Annotated in this window: 18 protein-coding genes; 9 read left to right on the forward strand and 9 right to left on the reverse strand. The window is 58.5% G+C overall.

Annotated elements, in window-relative coordinates; genetic code table 11:
- Nucleotides 1–55: 55 nt before the first annotated feature.
- Together ACQ4N7_RS12885 and ACQ4N7_RS12890 are read left to right on the forward strand one after the other, a co-directional pair.
- Nucleotides 56–2,407 (forward strand): glycosyltransferase, encoded by a 2,352-nt coding sequence (locus ACQ4N7_RS12885; protein WP_430711911.1) that lies wholly within the window; start codon nucleotides 56–58, stop codon nucleotides 2,405–2,407.
- A gap of 101 nt (nucleotides 2,408–2,508) precedes the next feature.
- Complete coding sequence (locus ACQ4N7_RS12890; RefSeq protein ID WP_430711912.1) at nucleotides 2,509–2,730, forward strand: DUF2283 domain-containing protein; 222 nt, start codon at nucleotides 2,509–2,511, stop codon at nucleotides 2,728–2,730.
- Nucleotides 2,731–2,870: 140 nt separating this feature from the next.
- On the opposite strand, the gene ACQ4N7_RS12895 is transcribed toward ACQ4N7_RS12890, so the two are convergent.
- Both ACQ4N7_RS12895 and ACQ4N7_RS12900 read right to left on the reverse strand, forming a co-directional pair.
- Nucleotides 2,871–3,344 carry an Hsp20/alpha crystallin family protein gene (locus tag ACQ4N7_RS12895; protein WP_430711913.1) on the reverse strand — a complete coding sequence of 158 codons (474 nt, stop codon included), beginning with the start codon at nucleotides 3,342–3,344 and terminating at the stop codon, nucleotides 2,871–2,873.
- Between the two features lie 344 nt (nucleotides 3,345–3,688).
- The gene (locus ACQ4N7_RS12900; protein ID WP_430711914.1) at nucleotides 3,689–4,072 is read right to left on the reverse strand and encodes a pentapeptide repeat-containing protein; all 384 of its coding nucleotides are present in this window, start codon (nucleotides 4,070–4,072) and stop codon (nucleotides 3,689–3,691) included.
- Nucleotides 4,073–4,654: 582 nt separating this feature from the next.
- Here ACQ4N7_RS12900 and ACQ4N7_RS12905 point away from each other — a divergent pair.
- From ACQ4N7_RS12905 to ACQ4N7_RS12915, 3 genes are all read left to right on the forward strand, one after another.
- Nucleotides 4,655–5,998 carry a pentapeptide repeat-containing protein gene (locus ACQ4N7_RS12905; RefSeq protein ID WP_430711915.1) on the forward strand — a complete coding sequence of 448 codons (1,344 nt, stop codon included), beginning with the start codon at nucleotides 4,655–4,657 and terminating at the stop codon, nucleotides 5,996–5,998.
- A 120-nt stretch (nucleotides 5,999–6,118) separates the two neighbouring features.
- Complete coding sequence (locus ACQ4N7_RS12910) at nucleotides 6,119–6,376, forward strand: hypothetical protein (protein WP_430711916.1); 258 nt, start codon at nucleotides 6,119–6,121, stop codon at nucleotides 6,374–6,376.
- Nucleotides 6,369–6,797: a type II toxin-antitoxin system VapC family toxin gene (locus ACQ4N7_RS12915; RefSeq protein ID WP_430711917.1), complete on the forward strand. Its 429-nt coding sequence runs from the start codon at nucleotides 6,369–6,371 to the stop codon at nucleotides 6,795–6,797. The genes ACQ4N7_RS12910 and ACQ4N7_RS12915 overlap by 8 nt, the downstream gene beginning before the upstream one ends.
- Nucleotides 6,798–6,800: 3 nt before the next feature.
- Here ACQ4N7_RS12915 and ACQ4N7_RS12920 read toward each other — a convergent pair whose 3' ends face one another.
- Nucleotides 6,801–7,898, reverse strand: a complete 1,098-nt coding sequence (locus ACQ4N7_RS12920; protein ID WP_430711918.1) for a DUF1517 domain-containing protein — start codon at nucleotides 7,896–7,898, stop codon at nucleotides 6,801–6,803.
- A 267-nt stretch (nucleotides 7,899–8,165) separates the two neighbouring features.
- Between ACQ4N7_RS12920 and ACQ4N7_RS12925 the strand changes: the two genes are divergently transcribed.
- Both ACQ4N7_RS12925 and gghA read left to right on the forward strand, forming a co-directional pair.
- Nucleotides 8,166–9,380 (forward strand): YbaY family lipoprotein, encoded by a 1,215-nt coding sequence (locus ACQ4N7_RS12925; protein WP_430711919.1) that lies wholly within the window; start codon nucleotides 8,166–8,168, stop codon nucleotides 9,378–9,380.
- Between the two features lie 210 nt (nucleotides 9,381–9,590).
- Entirely contained in the window at nucleotides 9,591–12,122 is a 2,532-nt protein-coding gene (gghA, locus tag ACQ4N7_RS12930) for a glucosylglycerol hydrolase (protein ID WP_430712000.1), read from the forward strand.
- 54 nt (nucleotides 12,123–12,176) lie between these two features.
- Here the strand turns inward: gghA and uvrC are convergent, their stop codons facing one another.
- On the reverse strand, nucleotides 12,177–14,105 hold the full coding sequence (gene uvrC, locus ACQ4N7_RS12935) for an excinuclease ABC subunit UvrC (RefSeq protein ID WP_430711920.1): 1,929 nt from the start codon (nucleotides 14,103–14,105) through the stop codon (nucleotides 12,177–12,179).
- A 312-nt stretch (nucleotides 14,106–14,417) separates the two neighbouring features.
- Here uvrC and ACQ4N7_RS12940 point away from each other — a divergent pair, with 312 nt between their 5' ends.
- Complete coding sequence (locus ACQ4N7_RS12940) at nucleotides 14,418–14,618, forward strand: hypothetical protein (RefSeq protein WP_430711921.1); 201 nt, start codon at nucleotides 14,418–14,420, stop codon at nucleotides 14,616–14,618.
- A 205-nt stretch (nucleotides 14,619–14,823) separates the two neighbouring features.
- Here ACQ4N7_RS12940 and ACQ4N7_RS12945 read toward each other — a convergent pair whose 3' ends face one another.
- Both ACQ4N7_RS12945 and ACQ4N7_RS12950 read right to left on the reverse strand, forming a co-directional pair.
- Nucleotides 14,824–15,240 (reverse strand): response regulator, encoded by a 417-nt coding sequence (locus ACQ4N7_RS12945; RefSeq protein ID WP_430711922.1) that lies wholly within the window; start codon nucleotides 15,238–15,240, stop codon nucleotides 14,824–14,826.
- 384 nt (nucleotides 15,241–15,624) lie between these two features.
- Nucleotides 15,625–16,788, reverse strand: coding sequence for an LL-diaminopimelate aminotransferase (locus ACQ4N7_RS12950; protein ID WP_430711923.1), 1,164 nt, complete (start codon nucleotides 16,786–16,788; stop codon nucleotides 15,625–15,627).
- 266 nt (nucleotides 16,789–17,054) lie between these two features.
- On the opposite strand from ACQ4N7_RS12950, the gene ACQ4N7_RS12955 reads away from it, so the two are divergent.
- A complete protein-coding gene (locus tag ACQ4N7_RS12955) occupies nucleotides 17,055–18,596 on the forward strand; it encodes a GGDEF domain-containing protein (RefSeq protein WP_430711924.1) in 1,542 nt (513 codons plus the stop codon).
- 83 nt (nucleotides 18,597–18,679) lie between these two features.
- Here the strand turns inward: ACQ4N7_RS12955 and ACQ4N7_RS12960 are convergent, their stop codons facing one another.
- From ACQ4N7_RS12960 to ACQ4N7_RS12970, 3 genes are all read right to left on the reverse strand, one after another.
- On the reverse strand, nucleotides 18,680–19,453 hold the full coding sequence (locus ACQ4N7_RS12960; RefSeq protein ID WP_430711925.1) for a PspA/IM30 family protein: 774 nt from the start codon (nucleotides 19,451–19,453) through the stop codon (nucleotides 18,680–18,682).
- Between the two features lie 170 nt (nucleotides 19,454–19,623).
- The gene (locus tag ACQ4N7_RS12965) at nucleotides 19,624–19,890 is read right to left on the reverse strand and encodes a hypothetical protein (protein ID WP_430711926.1); all 267 of its coding nucleotides are present in this window, start codon (nucleotides 19,888–19,890) and stop codon (nucleotides 19,624–19,626) included.
- 163 nt (nucleotides 19,891–20,053) lie between these two features.
- The gene (locus ACQ4N7_RS12970) at nucleotides 20,054–21,493 is read right to left on the reverse strand and encodes a Na+/proline symporter (protein ID WP_430711927.1); all 1,440 of its coding nucleotides are present in this window, start codon (nucleotides 21,491–21,493) and stop codon (nucleotides 20,054–20,056) included.
- Nucleotides 21,494–21,757 lie beyond the last annotated feature (264 nt).

Here is a 21,757-nt window from a genome sequence, read left to right on the forward strand (position 1 = left end):
TGCCAGAGCAGATACCCAGACTCGATTTTCTTGCTCTCTACCGTTTAGCAGCACGATGGCGTTTTTATCTAAGTCTGTTTCCAGGCCGACCGATCAGGCTAAATCACGCCCGTCCGTCCGCTGGGCCACGTTAATTATGGCGGCCACCGTCGGGCTATCGGCGGCGATCGTGCTGGCCTGGTTTGCTGGCGAGGAACGCATCACCAAAATTTTTGCTCAGCTTCAGGTATTGCAGGGCCAGCCGCCCATGTGGCTAGAAGTGCCCATGGTGACGGCCCAGTACCTAATCGCTCCCACCGTGGTGCTGCTGCTGCTGGCCTACGCCATTACCCGCGTTTCGCCCCGGCCCCAAACCTGGTCACGGTGCATTGTCATCGGCATTTTGCTCACCCTGGTTACCCGCTACCTGGTGTGGCGCTGCCTTTCGACGCTCAATCTGGCCTCGCCCCTGGAGGGCACCCTCAGCCTGGGGCTGCTGGGGATGGAGCTGTTTGGCCTCACCACCAGCATTATTCAGCTGCTGCTGCTGCTGCGGGTGCGCGATCGCAGACCCCAGGCCGACCAGTTCGAGCAGGATGTGATCAGCGGCAGCTATCAGCCCTGGGTGGACGTGTTTATTCCCACCTACGACGAACCGGCCTTTATCTTGCGCCGCACCATCATTGGCTGTCAGGCCATGACCTACCCGCGCAAAACCGTCTACCTGCTCGACGACACCCGCCGCCCCGAGATCAAAGCCCTGGCCAGCGAACTGGGCTGCCGCTACATTACTCGTTCCAGCAACCACCACGCCAAGGCGGGCAACCTCAACCACGCCATCGAGCAAACCCAGGGCGAACTGATCGCCTCCTTCGATGCCGACTTTGTGCCCACCCGCAATTTTCTCTGCCGCACGGTGGGCTTTTTTCAGCAGGCTAAAGTGGGCCTGGTGCAGACCCCCCAGAGCTTCTACAACGCCGACCCGATCGCCCGCAACCTGGGCCTGGAGGGTGTGCTGACGCCCGAAGAAGAGGTGTTTTATCGCCAGATTCAACCCATGCGCGACGGCGTGGGCAGCGTGGTGTGCTCGGGCACCTCGTTTGTAGCTCGGCGCAGCGCCCTGGAGGCCAGCGGCGGCTTTGTCACCGAGTCGCTGAGCGAAGACTACTTTACCTCGGTGCGCCTGGCCGCCCAGGGCAACGATGTGATTTACCTGGACGAAAAGCTCAGCGCGGGCCTCGCCGCCGAAGATATTGCCGCCCACGCCACCCAGCGGCTGCGCTGGGCCAGGGGCACCCTGCAAGCCTTTTTCATTGACTCCAACCCGCTGACCATTCCTGGGCTCACCCCCATGCAGCGGCTGGGTCACCTGGAGGGGCTGCTGCACTGGTTTAGCAGCATTCCCCGCATCGGCTTTTTGCTGATGCCGCTGGCCTACTCGTTTCTGAACGTTATACCAATTCAGGCGACGGCGCGGGAACTGCTCTACTACTTTGTGCCCTACTACCTGGTGCAGCTGACGGTGTTTGCCTGGCTGAATGAGCGATCGCGTTCTGCCCTGCTCTCAGACATCTACTCGCTGGTGCTGGTGTTTCCGCTGGCGGCTACCGTGGTGCAGGCCATGATCAACCCCTTTTCGCGGGGGTTTCAGGTCACGCCCAAGGGCACCTCCAGCCAGCGGTTTCAGTTCAACTGGAAGCTGGGCTGGCCGCTGGTGCTGCTGTTTGGGCTGACTGCCATCAGCCTGTGGCGAAACCTGGGCCTGTGCCTGATGGCGGGCTGGGGCAGCGATGCGGCCTACGACATCACCTCGCGGGGGCTGGCCCTGGGCTGGGTGTGGAGCGCCTACAACCTGGCCATGATCGCCGTGGCGCTGCTGATTTTGCTGGATGTGCCCCGCCCCGACGCCCACGTGTGGTTTGATCTGCGCCGGGTGATCAAGCTAACGCCTCGCACCCTGCGACCCGAATCGGGCAGTGCGCCCCCAAAGCCGGTCGGTGGCCCAGACGCCGTCTTCTCCGCAGGGTCAATGCCTAAAACCTGGTGGGGCATCACCACCGCGATGTCTGAGGTTGGAGTAGAACTATCTCTTACCCAGCAGATCTCTGCCGCCCAGCCCCTCAGCGTGGGCATGACGGTCGATCTAGAGATTGCCGAAGATGCGATCGCCCTGGAGGGCATCATCACCGCCATTAGCTATAAGAACAACGACAAAGGCGAGTTTCCTCACCTGCGGGTGCAGTTTGGCCCCCTGGCCCCGGCCAGCTACCGCGCCCTGGTCACCACCCTGTTCTGTCGCCCCGGCCAGTGGAAGCGCTGGAACAGCCCCGGTGAACTGCGATCGATCTGGCTGCTGCTGCGGGTGCTGGTTTGGCCGCGATGGTTTAGCAGCCGTAGCCCCAGGGCGGTGCCGGTGGCCAAGGGGTAAACCCCTGGGGTAAGCCATCGGAGCCGAAACACTTTATGATGGCGGCTATCACCTGACCTGTCATAACACCCCACGCCCCTGTTGCCCCTCGCCTTCGCCCTATGCAGATTACCTACGACCCCGATCGCGACATCCTGCAAATTGCCTTTAACCAGCGCGACGTAGACGAAACCGCCCGCGTTTCTCCCAACCTGATTCTCGACTACGACGAAGATGGGCTAATTGTTGGGCTAGAGCTGCGTCATGCCTCAAAGCGGGTTGACAACCCCATGTCATTCACCTTTACAGTGGGCGATGCCGACGTCGAAAAACCCCAGCCCTAAAGAGGTTTTGGATTCAGGATTCAGGATTTTCGCAGCGATAAAAAAAGGGGAGGCGATGCCTCCCCGCGTCATCATGACTTGCTCTCAAATGTCAACCGTTGATCGTCAACCCTTAGCGCAGAGACACCTCTGCTCAACGCTTAGGCTTCGCCTGCTTCGATGGCAGGAGCTTCGGTGCTGCCCAGGTCAATTTTGACCACTTTGTTGCGGGCCTCGACCACCTTGGGCAGGGTCAGGGTCAGCACGCCGTTGGCAAAGTTAGCCACGACCTTGTCGTTCTGCACAGCATCGGGCAGGTTCACCAGGCGGTGGAAGCTGCCGTAGCGGGTGTCGTCGTAGAGCACTTTGGTGCCATCGGCAGGAGCTGCGGGCTGGTTGCGGGTGCCGGAGATCGACACCACATCAGCACTCACCTGCACATCGAGATCGGCGGCGTTTACCCCGGCCAGATGGGTGGTGAGCACAAACTCGTTGCCCTGGTCTACCATACGCACCGCCGGAGCCCAGTCGGCTTTGCTGAGGGCTTCGGTAGTCAGTTCGCCAAACACGTCATTGATTTGACGACGAATGGCGTTGATTTCGGTGATGGGGTCTAGATAGCGACGAATAATCATGGATTTTGATCCTCCTGGTACTTGCCTTTTCAAACTGTTGAAGTGAGTCAGGTCAAGCATTTGCGCTTTCACTCTGTACAGTTTCTATAGTGCGCCAGGGTCGCTTTCTCCTCCAGTCGTAGGAACCCTACTGCGGTGGCGAACTTCCCTCCCGTACTGCGATGGCGAGTGAACCGAAAGGGTTGGTACGGGTGCGGGGCGATCGCTCCTTTACGGCTCAGCCCCATCATCGCTGGATAGGGGCAGGCCGTAATTGAATGTCGCTTGTTCAGGAAGCTTGAAACGCTGACATCCTCAGGGTTTTTCCATTTTGAATTTTGCCCTTTGAACTCCGCGTAGCGGTACTAGCGATCGCTTTTCAACCCCGCCTGCACTGGGTCAAACCCTTCGGGAAAATGGGTGTCGTGAGGATCGTAGTCAGCGGCAGTCAGCACAGCCCCGGTGAGAGTTGCTGTGCGCAGATTGGTGCCAATCAGCATTGCTCCGCGCAGGTCGGCCCCGGTTAGGTTGGCCTCGGATAGGTTGGCGTAGCTCAGGTCTACTCCGCGCAGATTGGACCCAGTTAGGTCGCTGCCGCTGAGGTCGGCATAGCTGAGGTCTGCCCCCTTGAGGTCTACCCCGGCCAGGTCTACGGCGGAGAGCACCAGGTTGGCGAAGTCGCGCCGCCCGGCAGCGTAGGTTTGCAGCAGGGCAACGGCAGTGGTGATGTCGGCGACGGGCTGAGTCATGGCGAACACTGAACGAGTCCCCTTCAGCTTAGGGGCTGCCGCCGGAGATGCTCTTCAGTTGTAATCATCCTTTAATAGGCCGGGTGAAGGGGGCGGTAATGGTTGGGGCGATCGCCGTTGTTATGCCTGCGATTGTTAATGCAAGGGCTGCGATTGCGATCGCCACTTGATGACATACCAATGCAGGGCAATGACATGCCAATGCAGCCCTTTGACATGCCAATGCAGCCCTTTGACATGCCATTGCAGGGCGATGATATGCCAATGCGGCTCGGTGATATGCCAATGCAGCTCAGTGACATAGTATTGCGGCTCGGTGATATGCGATCGCAGCCCTAGGACATATCGTTGCAGCGAGATCTAAACCTCCCAAACGCTCTGCAAGTACCATAGTGATTGGGGATTCCACCTTAGCCAGCCCCGGCCTCGGCATAGATAGCGATGATTCTTGTGGAGAGGCTGCGCGAATTGCTTCAGATTTTCAACGCCAGCCCTCTACGGTTTGCCCCTCAAAATTTCAGTGGTACATTTGAATTTGTAACTAGGCTGCGCCGATGATCTCTTACACCAAGCCTTTTAGCCATGACAGACTCATCCAATCTGCCGCCAGAATTTGAGCGAACACTCTCTGAATTCGGCATCTCGTCAGAGACAAGCCGGATGCTGTACGAAAAAGGCATTCCTCCAGAGACACTCAAGGCTATTTCAAGCGGGAGCTGCTTCCTTACAGACATTTCTGAAAGAGTGGCTGATGTCGTAAAGCGTTACCAGGCCGGAGAACGCGACTTTAGAGGTATCCATCTGCACGGCTCTAAAGTTCTTAAGCAAATTAATCTAAGTGGCGCTGACTTAAGAGAAGCCTACTTAAGCTCTGTGGATTTAACCAGTGCAAATCTAAGTAATGCAAACTTAGAGGGTGCTGATCTATCAGGCTCAGATTTACGTCACGCAAATTTATCAGGAGCAAATTTAAACCGGGCAAGGTTGCGATACGCTCGTCTAATTCAAGCAAATTTGGCGGACGCAACCCTTGTAGATGCAGATCTAAAAGGTGCTAACCTCTCCGGCTGCACTATGCCCGATGGCACATTAGACCCCGCCTTAGCACGCATAGAACAGGCTATTCAGCACTTAAAGCGCCCCGGCTGGATACCAGTCGTACAGCAGGGCGATGGCGATATGAACCGCTCTAAGTTTGGCGGCAAGCCCTGGTTAAATGCCGACGAAAGCTGGCCAACTTGCCCCAACTGCGGCAATCCTATGCGGTTCTTCTTTCAAGTGAACCTGCAAGACATTCCTGAAGAACTCAATCAAAACTTTGGCGCAGGTATTCTACAGTTTTTCTACTGCACCTACGAAACTCGAATAGAGCACGACCATCCTATTCCTTCCAAAACTTTCACCTACGGAAATCTTTTAACAGGCAACGCCAAACATATAGAGCATAAAAGCTGTGAGGACGACTGTTTGGGCTATATGCCGTTTGCAGAAAACCAGTTAGTTCGAATCATACAACCCACTGAAACACCTGCGGTTTTTGAAATTCCTGAAACGGTTTACAACCTCTCCATGTTGCGCAGAGAAGAATTTCCGGCGAGGCTAATTGTCGATTGGCAAAGAGTTAATGACTATCCCGACTATGAAGAGATCCTAGACCAGGGAATTGACTTCGAGCATGATGATTTTGTCTTTATGCACGATTCTGGCCTGTATCATCACAGAGACAAGCTGGCAGGCTGGCCCAACTGGGTACAAGATGTTGAGTATCCCGATTGCCCGATCTGCCAGCAGCAGATGAATCAGCTCATCTTTCAGCTTGTATCCGATGACAACATTCCCTATCTGTGGGGCGATATGGGAACGGGCTATGTCCTGCAATGCCCTACGCACAAAGACCAAGTTACCTTTCTATGGCAGTGTGGCTAGCAAGAACATCATTCAATGACAGGCAAAGGGGCGATCGCATTTCTCGAAGGCGTCAGCGAAGATGTGAAGTAACCGTCATCAAACTAAGCAGACTCAAAACTCCTTACCGAAACGACAATCATGACCAAAACCCTGACCATCACTTTGCCAGATGCTCTTGAGCAAGCCTTAGCTCAAACCGCTGCCCAGGCCAACCAATCTACCGAAGAGCTGATTGTAAAACTCCTCACTCAAAACTTAATTCCAGAGACAGAAGAACAACCTGACCCACTAATGGCGTTGTTCGGTTCCATCAGTTCTGACGTGCCCGATGCTGCCGATCGCCACGACTACTACATCGGCAAAGCCATCTACGACGAAATGCATTCCGATGAATAGCATTTTTATTGATACCTCTGGCTGGGCCAATACCTTTGATAAACGGCAACCTTATTATCTAGAGGCAGTTGCAGCTTTTCAAGCCATGCGCCAAAATCGTGCTGCGATCGTAACCAGCAACTATGTCTTGGCAGAGCTGGTGTCTCTTTTGCAAAGTCCCATGCGAGTGCCAAGATCGCACATCTTCACCATCATCGACACCATCAAAGCTACCCCCTACCTAGACCTTATCCACATCGATCCCGCTATAGATTCGGCTGCCTGGAACCTCTGCAAAGCTAGGCCTGACAAAAATTGGTCTTTGGTTGATTGCAGCTCATTTATTCTGATGCAGCAACGAGAGATTCAGACTGCGCTCACTACAGATCATCACTTCGAGCAGGCAGGCTTCATTCATCTGCTAAAACCTACCATCACTTAGACACTACAGCGTCACCAGGTCGGGGTAGTGGGCAATTAGCTCATCGGCGCTGAGGCTGTCGCTGGGGTCTTGGGGCGTCCACAGCAGTTCGTAGACCAGCAGGTAGGCGGGCGAAATCGAGCCCAAGCGCTGCAAGACAGCCCTGAGATCGGCCACCGAGCTGACGGACTTAAACAGGGGGCGATCGTCCGCCGTGCCCAGCAGCAGCGTCACCACAATGTGCGAGGCCACCTCATCGCTGGGTGCAGTGGGCATGGCACGCCGCTGCACCTCGCCGCCCACGTTGATTAGCGTTTCAACCGCAAACTTACTGCGCTCTTGAATCGACAGACGCTCAAACAATTCTGATGCTTTCTCGCGCCCGGCGACGGTTTGCGACTCGGCCCGCACGTGGGTCCAGTAGTCGGGGTGGCGCAGCAGGGCCAGTACGGTGGCACGTAGCTGGGCGGCCAGCCCAGCCGAGGTGGTGAGGTCGGCCTCTAGAGCAATGCGATCGAGGTCACGCTGTAGCTCTCTCGCTCCGGCCAGCAGCGCCACCTGGAGGCGCGTCACGGTGACAATATCGTTGAGCAATTCGCTCTGGCTGCCCGGCGCTGCGGGGCTGTCTCCCCGGCGGCTGCCCTGCAAATAGCTGAAAACGATGGGCAGCAGAATGAACCCCAGCACCACAATGACGAAGAACAGCTCGCCGCCGCCATCGTCGCCGGTATCAACGTAGACCGGAGCCGGAGTGTAGGTGGGGTAGGGCACAATCACCGGGCCGGGGGCCGAGCGGTAGCCGTAGCCGCCGCCATAGCCGCCATAACCACCGCCGTAGCCACCCCCATAGCCGCCACTGGGAGGCAGGCTACGCGGGGCCGATGGCGCTGGCGCGGGTCGACTAAACGAGCCGCCCCGGCTCATGCCGCCGCTGACCGCCTGTTCTGCGATCGCGCCCTGGGGCAGCAGCCCATCCCTCAGCCAGTGTGATTCCACTGTTTTTAAGAAAACCGGCTGCCCCTTCACCACGGGCACCACGCCCAGATAAACCACCAGGGCGATCAGCACAGTGGCCGCTGCAATCATCAACCACAGCCGCTTGAGACTAGGGTTTATCTGCATCATGGGTTCTCCAAAACTCTTTAGGGAGCCGACTTGGCGCGATTCTTTGAGTATCTAACAAACCCCAAAGTACGTGGGTTAACAATCCTAAACTTGTCGCCTGGTGGCGCGATCGCCGCCCGTTGCCAAAACCGTAACCCTGTATAGCTTCCTTATAGTTCGTTGATAAATTGCTAAAGGACTCAGGGGAGAGCTATGCAGCGTTTTTAAGCTGCGCCGCTGCAAGAGCCGCGATTCCCCGGCTGAACTTTAGGTGTGAGATTGACCATGAACAAGCGAATGTTGTCTGCGCTGGTGGGGGCTGATCTGATGGCTATTACTCTGGGCAGCGGGATTTTGGCGGGTGGTCAGGCTGTGGCGCAGGCCCAGCCCGAGCCGTACAACTGCCTCACCCGCGAAGTATTTACCCCCGAGAAGCAGGCCTGGTGCGATCGCTGGAGCACGCTGCAAAACGGCACCTACATCGTGCCCCTGGGCTTTGGCTCTGAGCCCACCTTTGAAACTGTGACGCTCGAAAATGGTGGGTACAACCGCCCTGGCGAGCTGGTGGTGAGCCTGGCCAGCGAGCCCAACTGGATGGCCTTTGGCGATATCGACGGCGACGGCAACGACGATGCCGCTGTGTTCTTTGGCGTCAATCAGGGGGGCGGCACCAACCTAGTCACCTACCTGGCGGCGGTGATGGATATTGACGGGGAGGCTCGGGCACTACCGCCCATCGCCCTGGGCGATCGCATTCTGCTCAACGGCCCCACCACCATTGCAAACCAGCGCATCAATGTGGCCCAGCTGACCCAGACAGAAGTGATCAACCGCAGCTTTGTGGTCGATGGCGGCAGCCTCAGCGAGCTGGCCCAGCTGCCCAGCCCCGAGCGGGCTGGGGTGCCCGACGGCACTGTCGTATTTTCGCAGACGCCGACCTATGCGGTGCGGGTGTTTACCCGCGACGGCCTGCCCTATATCAACCTGTTTAACAAAGCCAGCGGGCAGCAGGAGCTAAACGGCGTTCGGGCGATCGCGGTCAGTTCGGTAGAGGGTATTGCCTTTGCAACGTCCGGCTCAACCGCGCAAAATCAGCCCGCCGTACGCGTCAGCCTTGCCCCCGATGGCAGCCAAACCTTTGAGGTCAACGATACCGTGCAAACCAACTCCGCCAGCGTGACCGGCAGCGTCACCTACCTGCCCCGCATTGCCATGCCGCCCAACGCCGTGCTGGAAGTCAGCCTGCTGGATGTCAGCCGAGCCGATGCCCCAGCCGTTACCCTGGCGTCTCAAAGCATGGTGTTTGGCGACCGCCAGGTGCCGCTTCCCTTTGAGCTGGTGTACAACCCCGATCAAATCGACCCCCGCCTGAGCTACGCGGTGCAGGCCCGCATACTGGTCGATGGAGATCTGCGCTTTATCAACACCAGCCGGTTCGCGGTGATCACCCAGGGCAACCCCACCTCGGTAGAGGTCAGAGTTGACCCGGTATCGCGATAGGTGGGCTAACCCATAAAACCGTCAATACAGGTTCATCTGCTCTTAGCCGCCTGCCTGGGGCAGCTATTGGGCTCTACCCTTGGATATAAATTAGATGAACTTGGGCCGCAGGCGATCGGGCTGGGAAGGCCGCTTGTTAGACTAACGGCAGCCAAAGCGTCGTCCACAGCGTGTAGACCTACCGTGACCGTCAAAGACTCTGCCCCCACTCTGCCCCCCGTAGTTCAACCCGCCCTCCAGCCCCTGGTTTACCTAGTCGAAGATGAAACCCAAACGGTACTCGACTGGGCATCGTCCGTAGGCCATTCGGATGATACCTATTTCCAGCGGGGCCAGCGCCTGGCTCGGCGGCTAGGTGCCCACTACCGCCGCGATGGGCTGACCGAGTTCGGCTTTTGGACCCCGGAGCTAGTCGCCGACATTATTCAGTCGGAGCGCACCCTGGAGCTAGAGATTCTCACGCCGCTGCAGCCGATCGACTTTCGCGCCCCCCAGCAGACGCTGCGGTTTCAGCGCGATCGCCTGCCGGTCATGCAGCAGGGCGAGTTTGTCTGGGCCGTAGTGGCGGGGGTGAAGCCGGGGGGGCGCGATCGCGCCGGCAGCTTCTACTGGCTGCGCTACATTGATGCCGAAGGGCGGCTCAACTACATTCGCGACCCGCTGGCCTACTCGCTGCCCTACGGGGTGTTTGCCCCCGCCGAAGTGTACGACCTGCGGCGGCTGCAGCAGCGGCGGGCCGATCTGGGCTACCTGGCCCGCAGCGCAGCCCCCAAGGGCGGCATCGACCCCGAAATTCCCCGCGTGCCCGCCCCCACCAACATTCTGCAAATCCACGTCAAAACGGCCTCTGCCGAGGGCAGCCTGGAGGGGTTGACCCGCATTTACCAGCGCATTTCTGACAAGCTGGCCGCTGGCGAAGACCTCACCCCCGCCGAGGCCGCCTATACCGGCTACGACGCGGTGCAGCTGCTGCCGGTCGAGCCCACCATTGAGTATCGCCGCGAAGACACCAATATCGAGCACGAGTTCTTTGCCATTGTCGAAGACAGCAACGAAGACGATATCGACAGCGAAGCCGCCAGCGCTGGCTTGACTGTGACCCTGCGCCAGCCCAACACCCAAAACTGGGGCTACGACGTGCCCATTTTGGGCTCAGCCGCCACCAACCCTAGCGTACTGGGCAGCCTGCGCCCCGACGAAATTGTGGAGTTTATTGCCACTCTGCACACCTTCTCGGCGGGGCCGATTCAGCTGATCTACGACCTGGTCTATGGTCACGCCGACAACCAGGGCATTGAGCTGCTTACCCAGCAGTTCTTTAAAGGCCCCAACATGTACGGCCAGGACCTCAACCACCAGCTGCCCCAGGTGCGGGCCATTTTGCTGGAGATGCAGCGGCGCAAAATCAACACCGGAGCCGACGGCATTCGCGTCGATGGCGGCCAGGATTTTCGCTTCTTTAACCCCCTCAGCGGACGGGTCGAGCAGGACGATGTGTACCTGCTGGCCATGAGCGACGTAGTGCAGGATATCCAGGGCTACCGGCGGCGCATGTTCACCATTTTTGAGGATGGTCGCCCCTGGCCCGAGGCGGGTTGGGAAGAAAAATCAACCTACCGCGAGCTGATCGAGGCCAAGCCCGGCTCGTTTCAGTGGGGGCCGCTGATTTTTGCCCACAACACCCCCACCCTGAAGGGCTTTTGGGACCGCAAGTGGCGGCGGGTGTGCGAGGTGATTTTCCAGGGCGACCACTGGATTACCGGCTGCGGCAACCACGACACCGTGCGCCGGGGCAACCAGATCGACCTCGACGCCGACATCAACTGGAACCTGGGCAAAACCCTGCCCGAGGCCCTCAACCGGGCCTACAACAACTCGGCCACGCTGCTGTGGGTGCACGGCTTTAGCCCCGGCCTGCCGATGGATTTTCTCAACGCCAGTCTGGAGACGCCCTGGGGCTTCTTTCGCAACACCGACGATCGCTACGGCGTCAAGGTGGTCTCCGAAGAGGTGGGCTTTTTAGACTGGGAAATCGAGCCCGAGCTGTACCTGCAGCCCCACGCCTTTCCCCAGCTCAAATCGCTGGGGTTTGAAACTCTGGATCAGCTCAAGGGTTTTGCCAACGCCCTGCGGGAGGCCATGGTCGAAACCGACTACAACCTGGAAGAGGTGGCCCAGATCTGCCAGCACTGCCTGGGCGATGGAGCCGACAGCACGGTGTGTGAAGTGCCCGCCCTCGAAGAGCTGAACCAGCCCAGCCTGCCCCGGTTTTTGGCCACCCTTGACGTGCCCAAGCTGAAGCAGTTTGCCATGGCCTTTATGGAAGACGGCCACGACATTTGCAACGTGGCCCACTACTTTGAGCAAGCCAACCCCGATCGCGGCTACTTTGGCATGGCCCTGCGGGAGTTTCGGCGGCAGCGCCCCTGGCTGCGGGAGAACCTGATTGGCCGCGATCGCTTCAACCGCATCAGCGACGACGAGCGCACCATTTTCTACGGCTACCGCATTCAGCCCCAGGCCGCCGACCACCAGCCGCCCCAGGAGGTGGTGATGGTGGCCCACATGGGCGGCACACCGATGACGGTGAACCTGGGCGACTGGCTCCAGCTCGATATGGCCGCCTGGCAAGTGGCCCTGACCACGCCAGGGCTAGATCTGGGGTCGCAGCCCGACGACCTGCGCTCCTTCGAGCTGCGCGACAGCCAGGGCGTGCTGCTGGTCAATACCGCAGGCGGTTAGAGCGATCGCTCAGGGATCACAGTAGGGTGGGCAATGCCCACCTCACCCCTATGCTCAAGCCATCTCCTCCACTTCCTCCGTCTGGAGTTCCTCGGTTTGGAATTCCTCTGGCTGAGGATGAAAGTACTCATAGATCTGCTGGGCCAGCTGCGGCCCAATGCCCGGTACGGTGGCTAGCTGCTCGGTACTCGCCTCGCGAATGTAGTCGATCGATCGAAACGCCGCCAGCAGTTCCTTCTGGCGGTGCTGACCCAGGCCGGGGATCTCGGAGAGGCGCGATCGCCGCATTCGATCGGTGCGCTTCTTGCGGTGAAAGCCGATCGCAAAGCGGTGGGCCTCGTCGCGCAGACGGCGCAGCAGCTGCACCCCCGGCTGGTCAGCCTCGGTAGCCAGGGGAATCGACTCACCGGGGAGAAAAATCTCCTCGCGCTTTTTAGCCAGGCTGACCACGTTGATCTCCTGGAGCAGGTTGAGTTCTTTCAGCACCTCTACCACCGCCGAGAGCTGCCCCTTGCCGCCGTCGATCATCACCAGGTCGGGCCAGTCGGGGTTGCCCAGGCGCTGCTTGGTGGGGTCGGTGGCGTAGCGGCGAAAGCGGCGGCGAATCACCTCGGCCATACTGGCGAAGTCATCGGAGTGGCCCGGTTTCACCTCGGGGTTTTTGATCTTGTAGTGGCGATAGTGCTGCTTGGCGGGCATGCCGTCGACAAACACCACCTGGGAGGCCACCGCATCAGACCCCTGGATGTGGGAAATGTCGTAGCCCTCGATGCGCTTGGGCAGGTCGGGCAGGTCGAGGGCGATCGCCAGGTCTTGCAGGGCCTGAACGTTGCGATCGGCGGCGGCCTGGGTGCGGGCCAGTTCGTACTGGGCGTTGCGCTCCACCATCTCAATCAGGTCGGCCTTGGTCTGGCGCTGGGGCACCTCCACCGACACCTTGCGGTTGCGACGCTGGCTCAGGTAGTCGGTCAAGATCTCGCTCTCCGGCAGCTCGTGCTGAGCCAAAATCACCGCCGGAATCTCGACCGCCTCGACGGTCTGGTAGTGATCTTCGAGCACCCGCTGCAAAATCTCGCCGGGGGTGCCCGACTCGGCATCGGCGGTAAAGCCCAGACGGCCCACCAGCCTGCCCGCTCGCACCTGAAAGATTTGCACGCAGGCGTACTTGTCGTCGGCGGCCAGGGCGATCGCATCCCGCGACACGGTGTCATCCGGCAGGGCCACCTTCTGGTCGGCGCACAGCCGCTCTAGCCCGCGAATCTGATCGCGCAGCCGGGCCGCCACCTCAAACTTCAAATCCTCTGCCGCCCGCTCCATCTGAGCGGTGAGAATATCTACCAGCTCCGTAGTGCGGCCCTGGAACACCATCACCACCCGCTGCAGGGTCTTGTGGTAGTCCTCCGGCGAAATCAGCTGTTGGCAGACGCCGGGGCAGCGGCCAATGTCGTAGTTAAGGCAGGGGCGATCGCGGTGCACAGGCTGGGGTCGCTGCCGCAGCGGGAATATTCGCTTCACCAGGTTCAGGGTGCTGCGCAGCAGGCCCACATCCACGTAGGGGCCGTAGTAGCGATCCTTCAGACTCTTGCGCCGCTTGCGGGTGATAAAAATGCGCGGGTAGTCTTCCGACCAGGTGACGCAGAGGTAGGGGTACTTCTTGTCATCCTTCAGCAGCACGTTGAAGTGGGGCTGGTTCTGCTTGATTAAGTTGGCCTCAAGAGCCAGGGCCTCGGCCTCGGTGTCGGTGACGATAAACTCAATATCGACAATCTGCATCACCATCACCGCAATGCGCGGCATGTGGCCGTGAAAATCGCGAAAGTACGACCTGACCCGCGTGCGCAAACACTTCGACTTGCCGATGTAGAGAATCTGGTCGCGGCTGTCTTTCATAAAGTAGACCCCCGGCTCTTTGGGGATCTCTTTGAGCCGCGCCTCTAGGCGATCGGGGTCGTTAACCAGGGTGGGGGGCTGAACCGTAGTCACAGGCAGCGCGTCTAAACCTTTGTACTAACCAGGATAACGGCAAACCCGCCCAACAAGATTCTGCTGGTTGGACGGGTTTTCACGACAAAACAGGAGTGATATGTTGGGGTAACGTCCAATCTCCTCGGCCAACCTCAGCATTTATGCGCAGCCTTTTAGAGTAGATTGATACGCTAAATTCCGTTGGGCATCATTGATCTAGAACTGTAAAGTTTGGTTTTTTCGGCAACTGATTCCGGAAAAACCTTCGCTCTTAGTGTAATTAATATTACATCACGTTCCTGATCATTACTGTCACAAGACCCTACCTACATGAACCCTCAAGAGTTTGAAGTACGCTACCGAGAGCAAATTAAAGATATTCTCAATCGGCTACAGTCGGCGATGGTGGTATCGTCTCAGCTAGAGCATACTATCGCTGACATTGGCGAAGCTGTGCAAATTTTAAGCCGAGACGTAGAGCGCTTTTTGGCCGAGCAGCGTCCTGATTCGGGCGGTGGCAGTTTGTCGTAGAACGTCGGTACAGAACCCCGGTTTTTTGGCCAAAATAAAAGTCATGCCTTTAAAGCAGCGACGAAGAAACTGGGGTTTTAACCATACTATACCAATGCTCCAGCCGCAGGGGTAAAGGCCAAATCCTGCATAAGATCTGATCAACAAACTTGATCGACTTGGTTTGAAGAGACAGTTCAGGGCGACGGCGAAGTCTATCTACTATCTACTCTGCCTCATCGCTAGACAACCGCAAAACCGCTTGTACCGCCTGGGTCAGCTGGTGCAGAGGCACGGGCTTGACCAGGTACTTTTGTGCCCCCAGGGCCAGGGCGCGGTGCTGGTCTTCGGCAAAGGCATAGCCCGACACAACAATGACGGGCAACCGCTGCCACATTGTCGACGATCGCACCTGTTTGAGCAGCATGTAGCCGTCAATTTCGGGTAGCCCCAGGTCAAGCAGCAGCAGATCGGGCTGAAACTCTTTGAGCTGCTGTTCGAGGTCTAGCCCGTGGGGCAAGGCCAGCACCGTAAACCCCGAGAAGGTTAAGTAGTCGGCAAAAAACAATCGGTTGGCACTGTCGTCTTCTACGACAACGATACGATGCCGACCATCAGCGGCGCTGGATGGAGATGTCACCATTAACCCTTGGATCCTGATCTGGAGACTAGAGATATGAGAACAGGTCGCTGTTCTCATACTCCAATGAGTTGCACCCTGGATACTAGATAATGGCGTGACTCAGCATTAATTAAGCTCGGGCAATTTAACCCAATGCTTATATCAAATGCACCCTGCTCAATTTGTCTTTATCAGCGGTATATAGAGTCTATTGAATTTTCTCACCGTAGACCAATGTTTCATTTTACTCAAAGCGTTCTGGCCGCAGCTCCCCCCCGGCATAGCCGGACCTAGGCAATTGCCGAAACCTAGCTGAGCAGGTTCCACTGAGGCCAATTTGAGGTTTACACCGCAGCGAGGGCGGGTCAGGGAGCAGCAAACCATACGGTCTTTAGATGAATACGCTCAGAGAAAAGCCGCAATCTTTTCAATCGCAGATTCCAGCACCTCGGGCGGATGCACCAGGGCGATGCGCACGTAGCCCTCACCCGCTTTGCCAAACCCAACACCGGGGGCCAGCGCCACGCCGGTTTGCTCAACCAGGCGCAGGCAGAATGCCTGGGAGTCGTGGGCAAAGCGATCGGGCAGTCTGGCCCAAATGTACATGGTGGCCTCGGGTATGGGTACCGCCCAGCCCACGCGCTCCAGGGCTGCTACCGCCGCATCGCGGCGCTGGCGAAAGGTGGCAATCATGTGGTGGACAGTGTCTTGGGGGCCGCTGAGAGCCGCGATCGCCCCCCGCTGAATGCCCGGATACTGATTAAAATCAATGCTGGCCTTGACCTGACGCAGGGCGGTGATCAGCTCTGCGTTGCCGATCGCATAGCCCACCCGAAAGCCGCCCATGCTGTACGACTTCGACATAGTAAAAAACTCAATGGTGCAGGTCTTGTCGGGGTCGGCCTGCAGCGCCGAAACCGCTGGTTTGCCCGTAAACGTCAGGTCAACGTAGGGAAAGTCGTGGGCAAGCACCAGGTTGTGCCGCTGGCAAAAGGCAACAGCCTCCTGCCAAAACTCCAAAGAGGCCGTAGCGGTGGTCGGATTGTGGGGGTAGCTCAGCACCATCAGCCGCGACTGCTCCAGCACCGCCGTCGGAATGTCTTCAAACCGGGGCAAAAAGCCGTTTTCGGCCAGCAGGGGCATGGGGTAAATTTGGCCATTGGCCAGGTATACGCCCCCGGCGTGGGAGGGGTAGCCGGGGTCCATCAGCAGGGCAAAGTCGCCTGGGTTCAGAATGGCCAGGGGCAGGTGGGCGGTGCCCTCCTGAGAGCCGATCAGCAGCAGTACCTCGGTTTCGGGGTCAACCGATACGCCAAACTTGTCGGTGTACCAGCGCGCCGCCGCCCGACGAAAGTCTTGGGTGCCCGAAAACAGGCAGTAGCCGTGGGTGCTGGGGTCGGGCAGGGCGGCCGCGATCGCCTCCAGCACGTGGGGCGGGGTCAGCAAATCTGATGACCCCAGCGACAGGTCGACAATGGCTTTACCGGCAGCCCGAGCGGCAGCCTTGGCCCGATCCATATCGGCAAATACGTTGGCCTGTAGAGGCCTCATGCGTTGGGCAATTTGCATAGTGCTGGGGTGAGAGATCAGTCTGGCCTTGAGCGAAATAGCGCTAATTACAACTCAGCTAATCGGGGCACACTGATAGAGACAACCATTATAAAACCATTGTATGTTTCAGCCTTGCCGCACCGTGCGCTCAGCGGCCGCCGGAGTGTAACAGATTATCTCGCTTCACCCTGCCCGAGGTGGTTGCCCGCCTTCTAAGCGCACCCTATATCAAAGCTCGCTGTAGTCTTTGTCAATGCCCTTTAGGTGTGGGGGTTTTCCCTGCTATGAACCGAGTTCAGCCCCAGTCTTTAGGAGATGCCTACCCAGCTCTATGTAATTTTCTGAAGCTCACGTCGCTCACCCTGGCGGCCCCTCAGCTGGCACTGACGGTGCAGGTAGGCAACGACTGGCGGCACGGCGGCGTGATGAACTACGGCCATCTGCCGGTCCCTATTTTGCGCGAGGTGTTGTCGAGTCAGCCGGTGAAAGGGGCTACGCTCGACGGCAAACAGCTTTCGTTAAGCACCTACAGCCGGTCTGAGGGCAGTGAAGATACCGTACTGGTAGGGCATCTGCACAGTACCCATACCCGATATCAGCTCACCATCTATGTGCCTGGGCTGGCCGTAGCCAGCCTGAGCGAGGTGCAGATTAAAACCCTCCAGTACCTCGCACAGCAGCTGCTGCTGTGCCTGACGATGGCCCAGCCCATCGGCCCTCAGCCTGAGCCCCATTCAGCGGTAGACGCGATCGCCCCGCCCGACCGCCTCGATTTTATGTCGCAGGTGGTGGCGCTGAGCCCTACCAGTCCTACCTCCGATCGCCTGCATCAGGGGCATCCGCGCCTGGTAGACATGGTGGCTCAGCTCCAGGCCTGTCTGTCGTACCCGCAGCTGGGCCAGCTGCTGGCCACCTACCTGCCCTACTTTTTTCCGCATCAGTCGGGTCGGCTGGTGCTGTTTTCTAGCCCGCCTGAAACCTTTACGGTGCTGACCGAGTGGGGCGAGGCCAAACCGCTGGCGGTCGTCGAAGAGCAGTGCTGCTATTCTCAAGTGCATCTATTAGACCAGCAGCCTGGCATTAGCCAGGAATGCCGTCAGTGCCAGGTGAGTCACTGCCCAACCCAGACGACAAAATGCATAGTGCTGGGCATGGTCAACGACACGACCTGTATTGTGCAGCTGGTGCAGCTCGATTCAGAACCGTTTACCACGGTCCAGACGGCGCTGCTGAAAAAGCTCTCGGAGCAGATTTTGTTTGTCATGCAGCGGCTGCTGCTGCTCGAAGACTTGCAGGATCAGGCGGCGAAAGACCCGCTCACGGGGCTGCTCAATCGCCGCCATGCCGAGACGGTCCTCAACAGCCTGTGCCACCCTGGCAATCGGCAGCAAAATATCAGCGTCATTTTGATCGACATCGACCACTTCAAAGCGATTAACGATACCTATGGCCATCAGGCGGGCGATACCGTGCTCCAAAATATTGGTGTGCTGCTGCGGGGCCACGTGCGCACCCAGGATATTGTTTACCGCTACGGCGGTGAAGAATTTTGCATGGTGCTGCTCGATACGACCCCGGAGGTAGCCCTGAAGCGAGCCGAAAAAATTCGGCGGGCGGTGAAGTACATCACTAATTCGTTTAACGGTCAGGTGCTGCCGCCGCTGACAATTTCGCTGGGAGTGGCCAGCTTCCCGCACCACGGTGAAACCCCCCAAACCCTGCTCACCCTGGCCGACAGGGCGCTCTACTGGGCCAAAAACCACGGCCGCGATCGCGCCGTTAGCGTAGACCACATGCTTGTCAGTGCCGAGTGCCCCAGCGTCTGACGCCCCTTCAAGCGCTTGCCCCCAGCCATCCTTGGCGGGTCAGAGGTGAGAGCGCAGCCTCTAACCCTGACCCGCAGAAAGAACTAGTCGAGCTTGTCAATCTGAGATCTGAGTTCCTCTAGCTCAGCATCGACTTCCGTTGACTCGGTAGCAGGAATGGATGTCTCGCCAGGCGGCAGCTGCCCCTGATCTACGGTGCCGCCAGCCAGCTGCGCCTTCATAGCCGCCAGCTCTAGATCGACGTCGCCCCCGGCTTCTAACGAGGCAAACTGGCTCTCCAGATCGGCCCCAGCCAGTTCTGCCGCCGCCTGGGAGGTCGCTTCCATTTGCAGCACTTTTTCTTCCATGCGCTCGAAGGCGGCCATGGCGCTGCTGGTGTTCATGCGGCTGGTGGTGTTTTGCAGCTGCTCGTTGGCCTTGGCGGCACTGGCCCGCGCCTTGAGCATGTCTTTTTTGGTCTTGGCCTCAGATAGCTTACTCTCCAGGCCAATCAAATTGCGCTTCAGCTGTTCGACCGCCGTACTCTGGGAGTCGAGCTGGTTCTTGAGTGCTACAGCCGTCTCGGCCTGGGTTTTCTTGCGCAGCAGGGCCTGCTTGGCCAAGTCATCGTCGCCCTTTTGCAGGGCCAGCTGGGCTCGCTGTTGCCAGGTATTGGCTTCGCTTTGCGCCTTGTCGTACTGCTGCTGCACCCGCTTCTGGCTGGCGATCGCGCCCGCCACCGCCTGGCGCATCTGCACCAGGTCTTCCTGCATGTCGATAATGGCCTGATCCAGGATTTTCTCTGGATTTTCAGCCGAACTCACCGCCGCATTTAGGTTAGAGCGAACCACTCGGCTAACGCGATCAAATAACCCCATGACGTGCTGCTTCCTTAGTTACGGTGTTGCGATGGTCTTTACCAGTTTACAGAAAGCCAGCGGCGATCGGGCGGAGGGGTGGGGCAGGGGAAGTTCAAAATTCAAAGTTCAAGGTTCAAACTTTTGAATTCTCAATTTTGAACCTTAAATTCAGCCTCCCATCCCCCCATCTACTCCAAATTCTCCGCATCCCACTTCAGCACCGACGCATTCACCCCCTGCTCGCGCTTGAGCTTGGCGTCTTTCTCAAACCACTGGACAATCTGTACCGCTGTCAGCGCTTCAACCGGGGAGCCGATATCGGCGGCGATCACCTGCAGCAGCTTTCTGGTAGAGATAGTGAGTCGGGCCAAAAATTTCTCTGGGGACGATAGCAGGGCCTTATCGACCTCCGCCGACTCTTCGGGCGTGAGGAACTGGAGGGATTGGTCAAGCATGGTGGGCGAGGTATGCAGAGGGCAACTGTATGTATATTGTCAGACCTGGCTAGGGTTAGCAAAATCGGCTGCCGGAATGTACCCAGCGGGTACTTAGGCATAAAAAAGCGACGGCCAGACGTTTCTGAGCCGCCGCCGTCACCTGGAGAGGGTCGCATTAGATCTACGCTTCGGGCAGCACTTTGGATGCTTTGGAGCTGGGACGGCCCAACCAGGCTCCTAGCAGGTAGCCAGCGGTGCACAGCAGCAGCCCGTAGATATTGACACCCAGATCGACGGCGTACTTGCCGCTGCCCAGGCTCACCCAGGCCGGAAAAATGGAAGCGCCGATGACGTTTTCGGCCACCCGCAGCACGCCGAGCAAAATGCCTGGCCAGAAGGCCAGGTGAAAGCTGAGCGCCCCGGCCCTGGGCAAAAAGGCCAGCAAAAAGATTGGGGCCAGCCCCATCACCATAGTGCCGCTGATGGTGGTCGCCAAAATAATCGCCGGACCCACCCGATCGCCCATGTAGATGCTCAGCAAAGGCACGTTGCCCAGCAGCGCGATCGCAATAATCCACCAGCGGCCAATGCGGGCCTGCCCCTCGGTGGGGGCACCCTTGCGGTGAAACCAGTCGCGCGCCCCCACCTTAGCGGTGCTGGAAAAGGTGGAGTCTAGGGTTGAGCCCGCGCTGGTCAGCATGATGGCGTTGAACACCAGCAGCATCGGCAGACCAAACAGCGCCGGTACGGTCAGACTGGGCGACCCCTCGGCCCCCACGGCGCGGGCGTACAGACCGACGCTGCTAAACAAAAAGATAAAGCCGCCGCTGACAATGCCTGCCCAGATAAAGCCCTTGAACATGGTGCGCGGCCCGGTGATGAAGGCGCGATCGGTCATCACCGGATCGTGGAAGGGATAGCTAAAAATTTGCACAAAGGCCAGGCCGCAGAAGGTGAGCGCGGCGCGGCGGGTGTCGGCATCGGTTACGGGCAGCCCCTCGCGGACTAGGCCAGGGCCAACGGTGGCCAAAATGACCACCAGCAGTACGGCAGCCAGCACCATTTGCGCCCCGTCGGTGAGCAGACTGCTGCGCAGACCACCCAGCAGGGTGTAGTACACGGTAAACAGGGTGACGACAGCCGCCGCCAGCCAGTACCCGGTGCTGCCCTCGGGGCCGAAGTAGAGCGAAAATACCTTGGTGTTAGACCACACTTCGTTGAGCAGGCGAATGGCGATCGCAACCAAAAACAGCCGCGAGCAAACCTTGCCGTACTTGCTGACCAAAAATTCTGGTATCGAGCGGTAGCCGCCCCGCGTACGCAGAAAGTAGAGCGCGATCGCCGCCGTTACAAAGCTCAGGTAGTAGATGGCGTAGCCAAAACCGCCCAGCACCCCAAAGGCCTGCCCCAAACTGGCGGCGTTGTCGATCGATTTGGCAAAAATCCAGGAAATAGCGGCGCTAGCCACCAGCAGCCCCAGGCCCGGTGCCTGCCCAGTGCTCGACTGGCCCTCAAAAAACTCCGGCGGACTGACGCGATCGGGAGTCGTCTGGCGCACCAGGTAGAGCAAAAATCCGCAGTAACCCGCCAGTAAAACCCAGGTGAGGGTGTTTTCAACCATTCGTAGCGCCCCTTAGCTTTATAAGAGTGACAAGATTATGCCGTCAGGCTGCTCTAGATTACGAGCCTGACGGCATGGATGGATGGGTAAATGGATTCTGTTCTGGTCGCACGACCCAGGAGAACGCGCGAAGCGGGGTGCTTGGGCCATTTCGCTGGTCCAAACGGCAGATTTTAGGCTCGACAGCTATCAACCACGTCAGGCTCTGTGGGCATCGCTCAATCAAAGACGGGTCGAACGCCACCCTACCAGAGCCGCTTCAGA

Source organism: Nodosilinea sp. AN01ver1, assembly GCF_050565655.1.
Lineage (GTDB): Bacteria > Cyanobacteriota > Cyanobacteriia > Phormidesmidales > Phormidesmidaceae > Nodosilinea.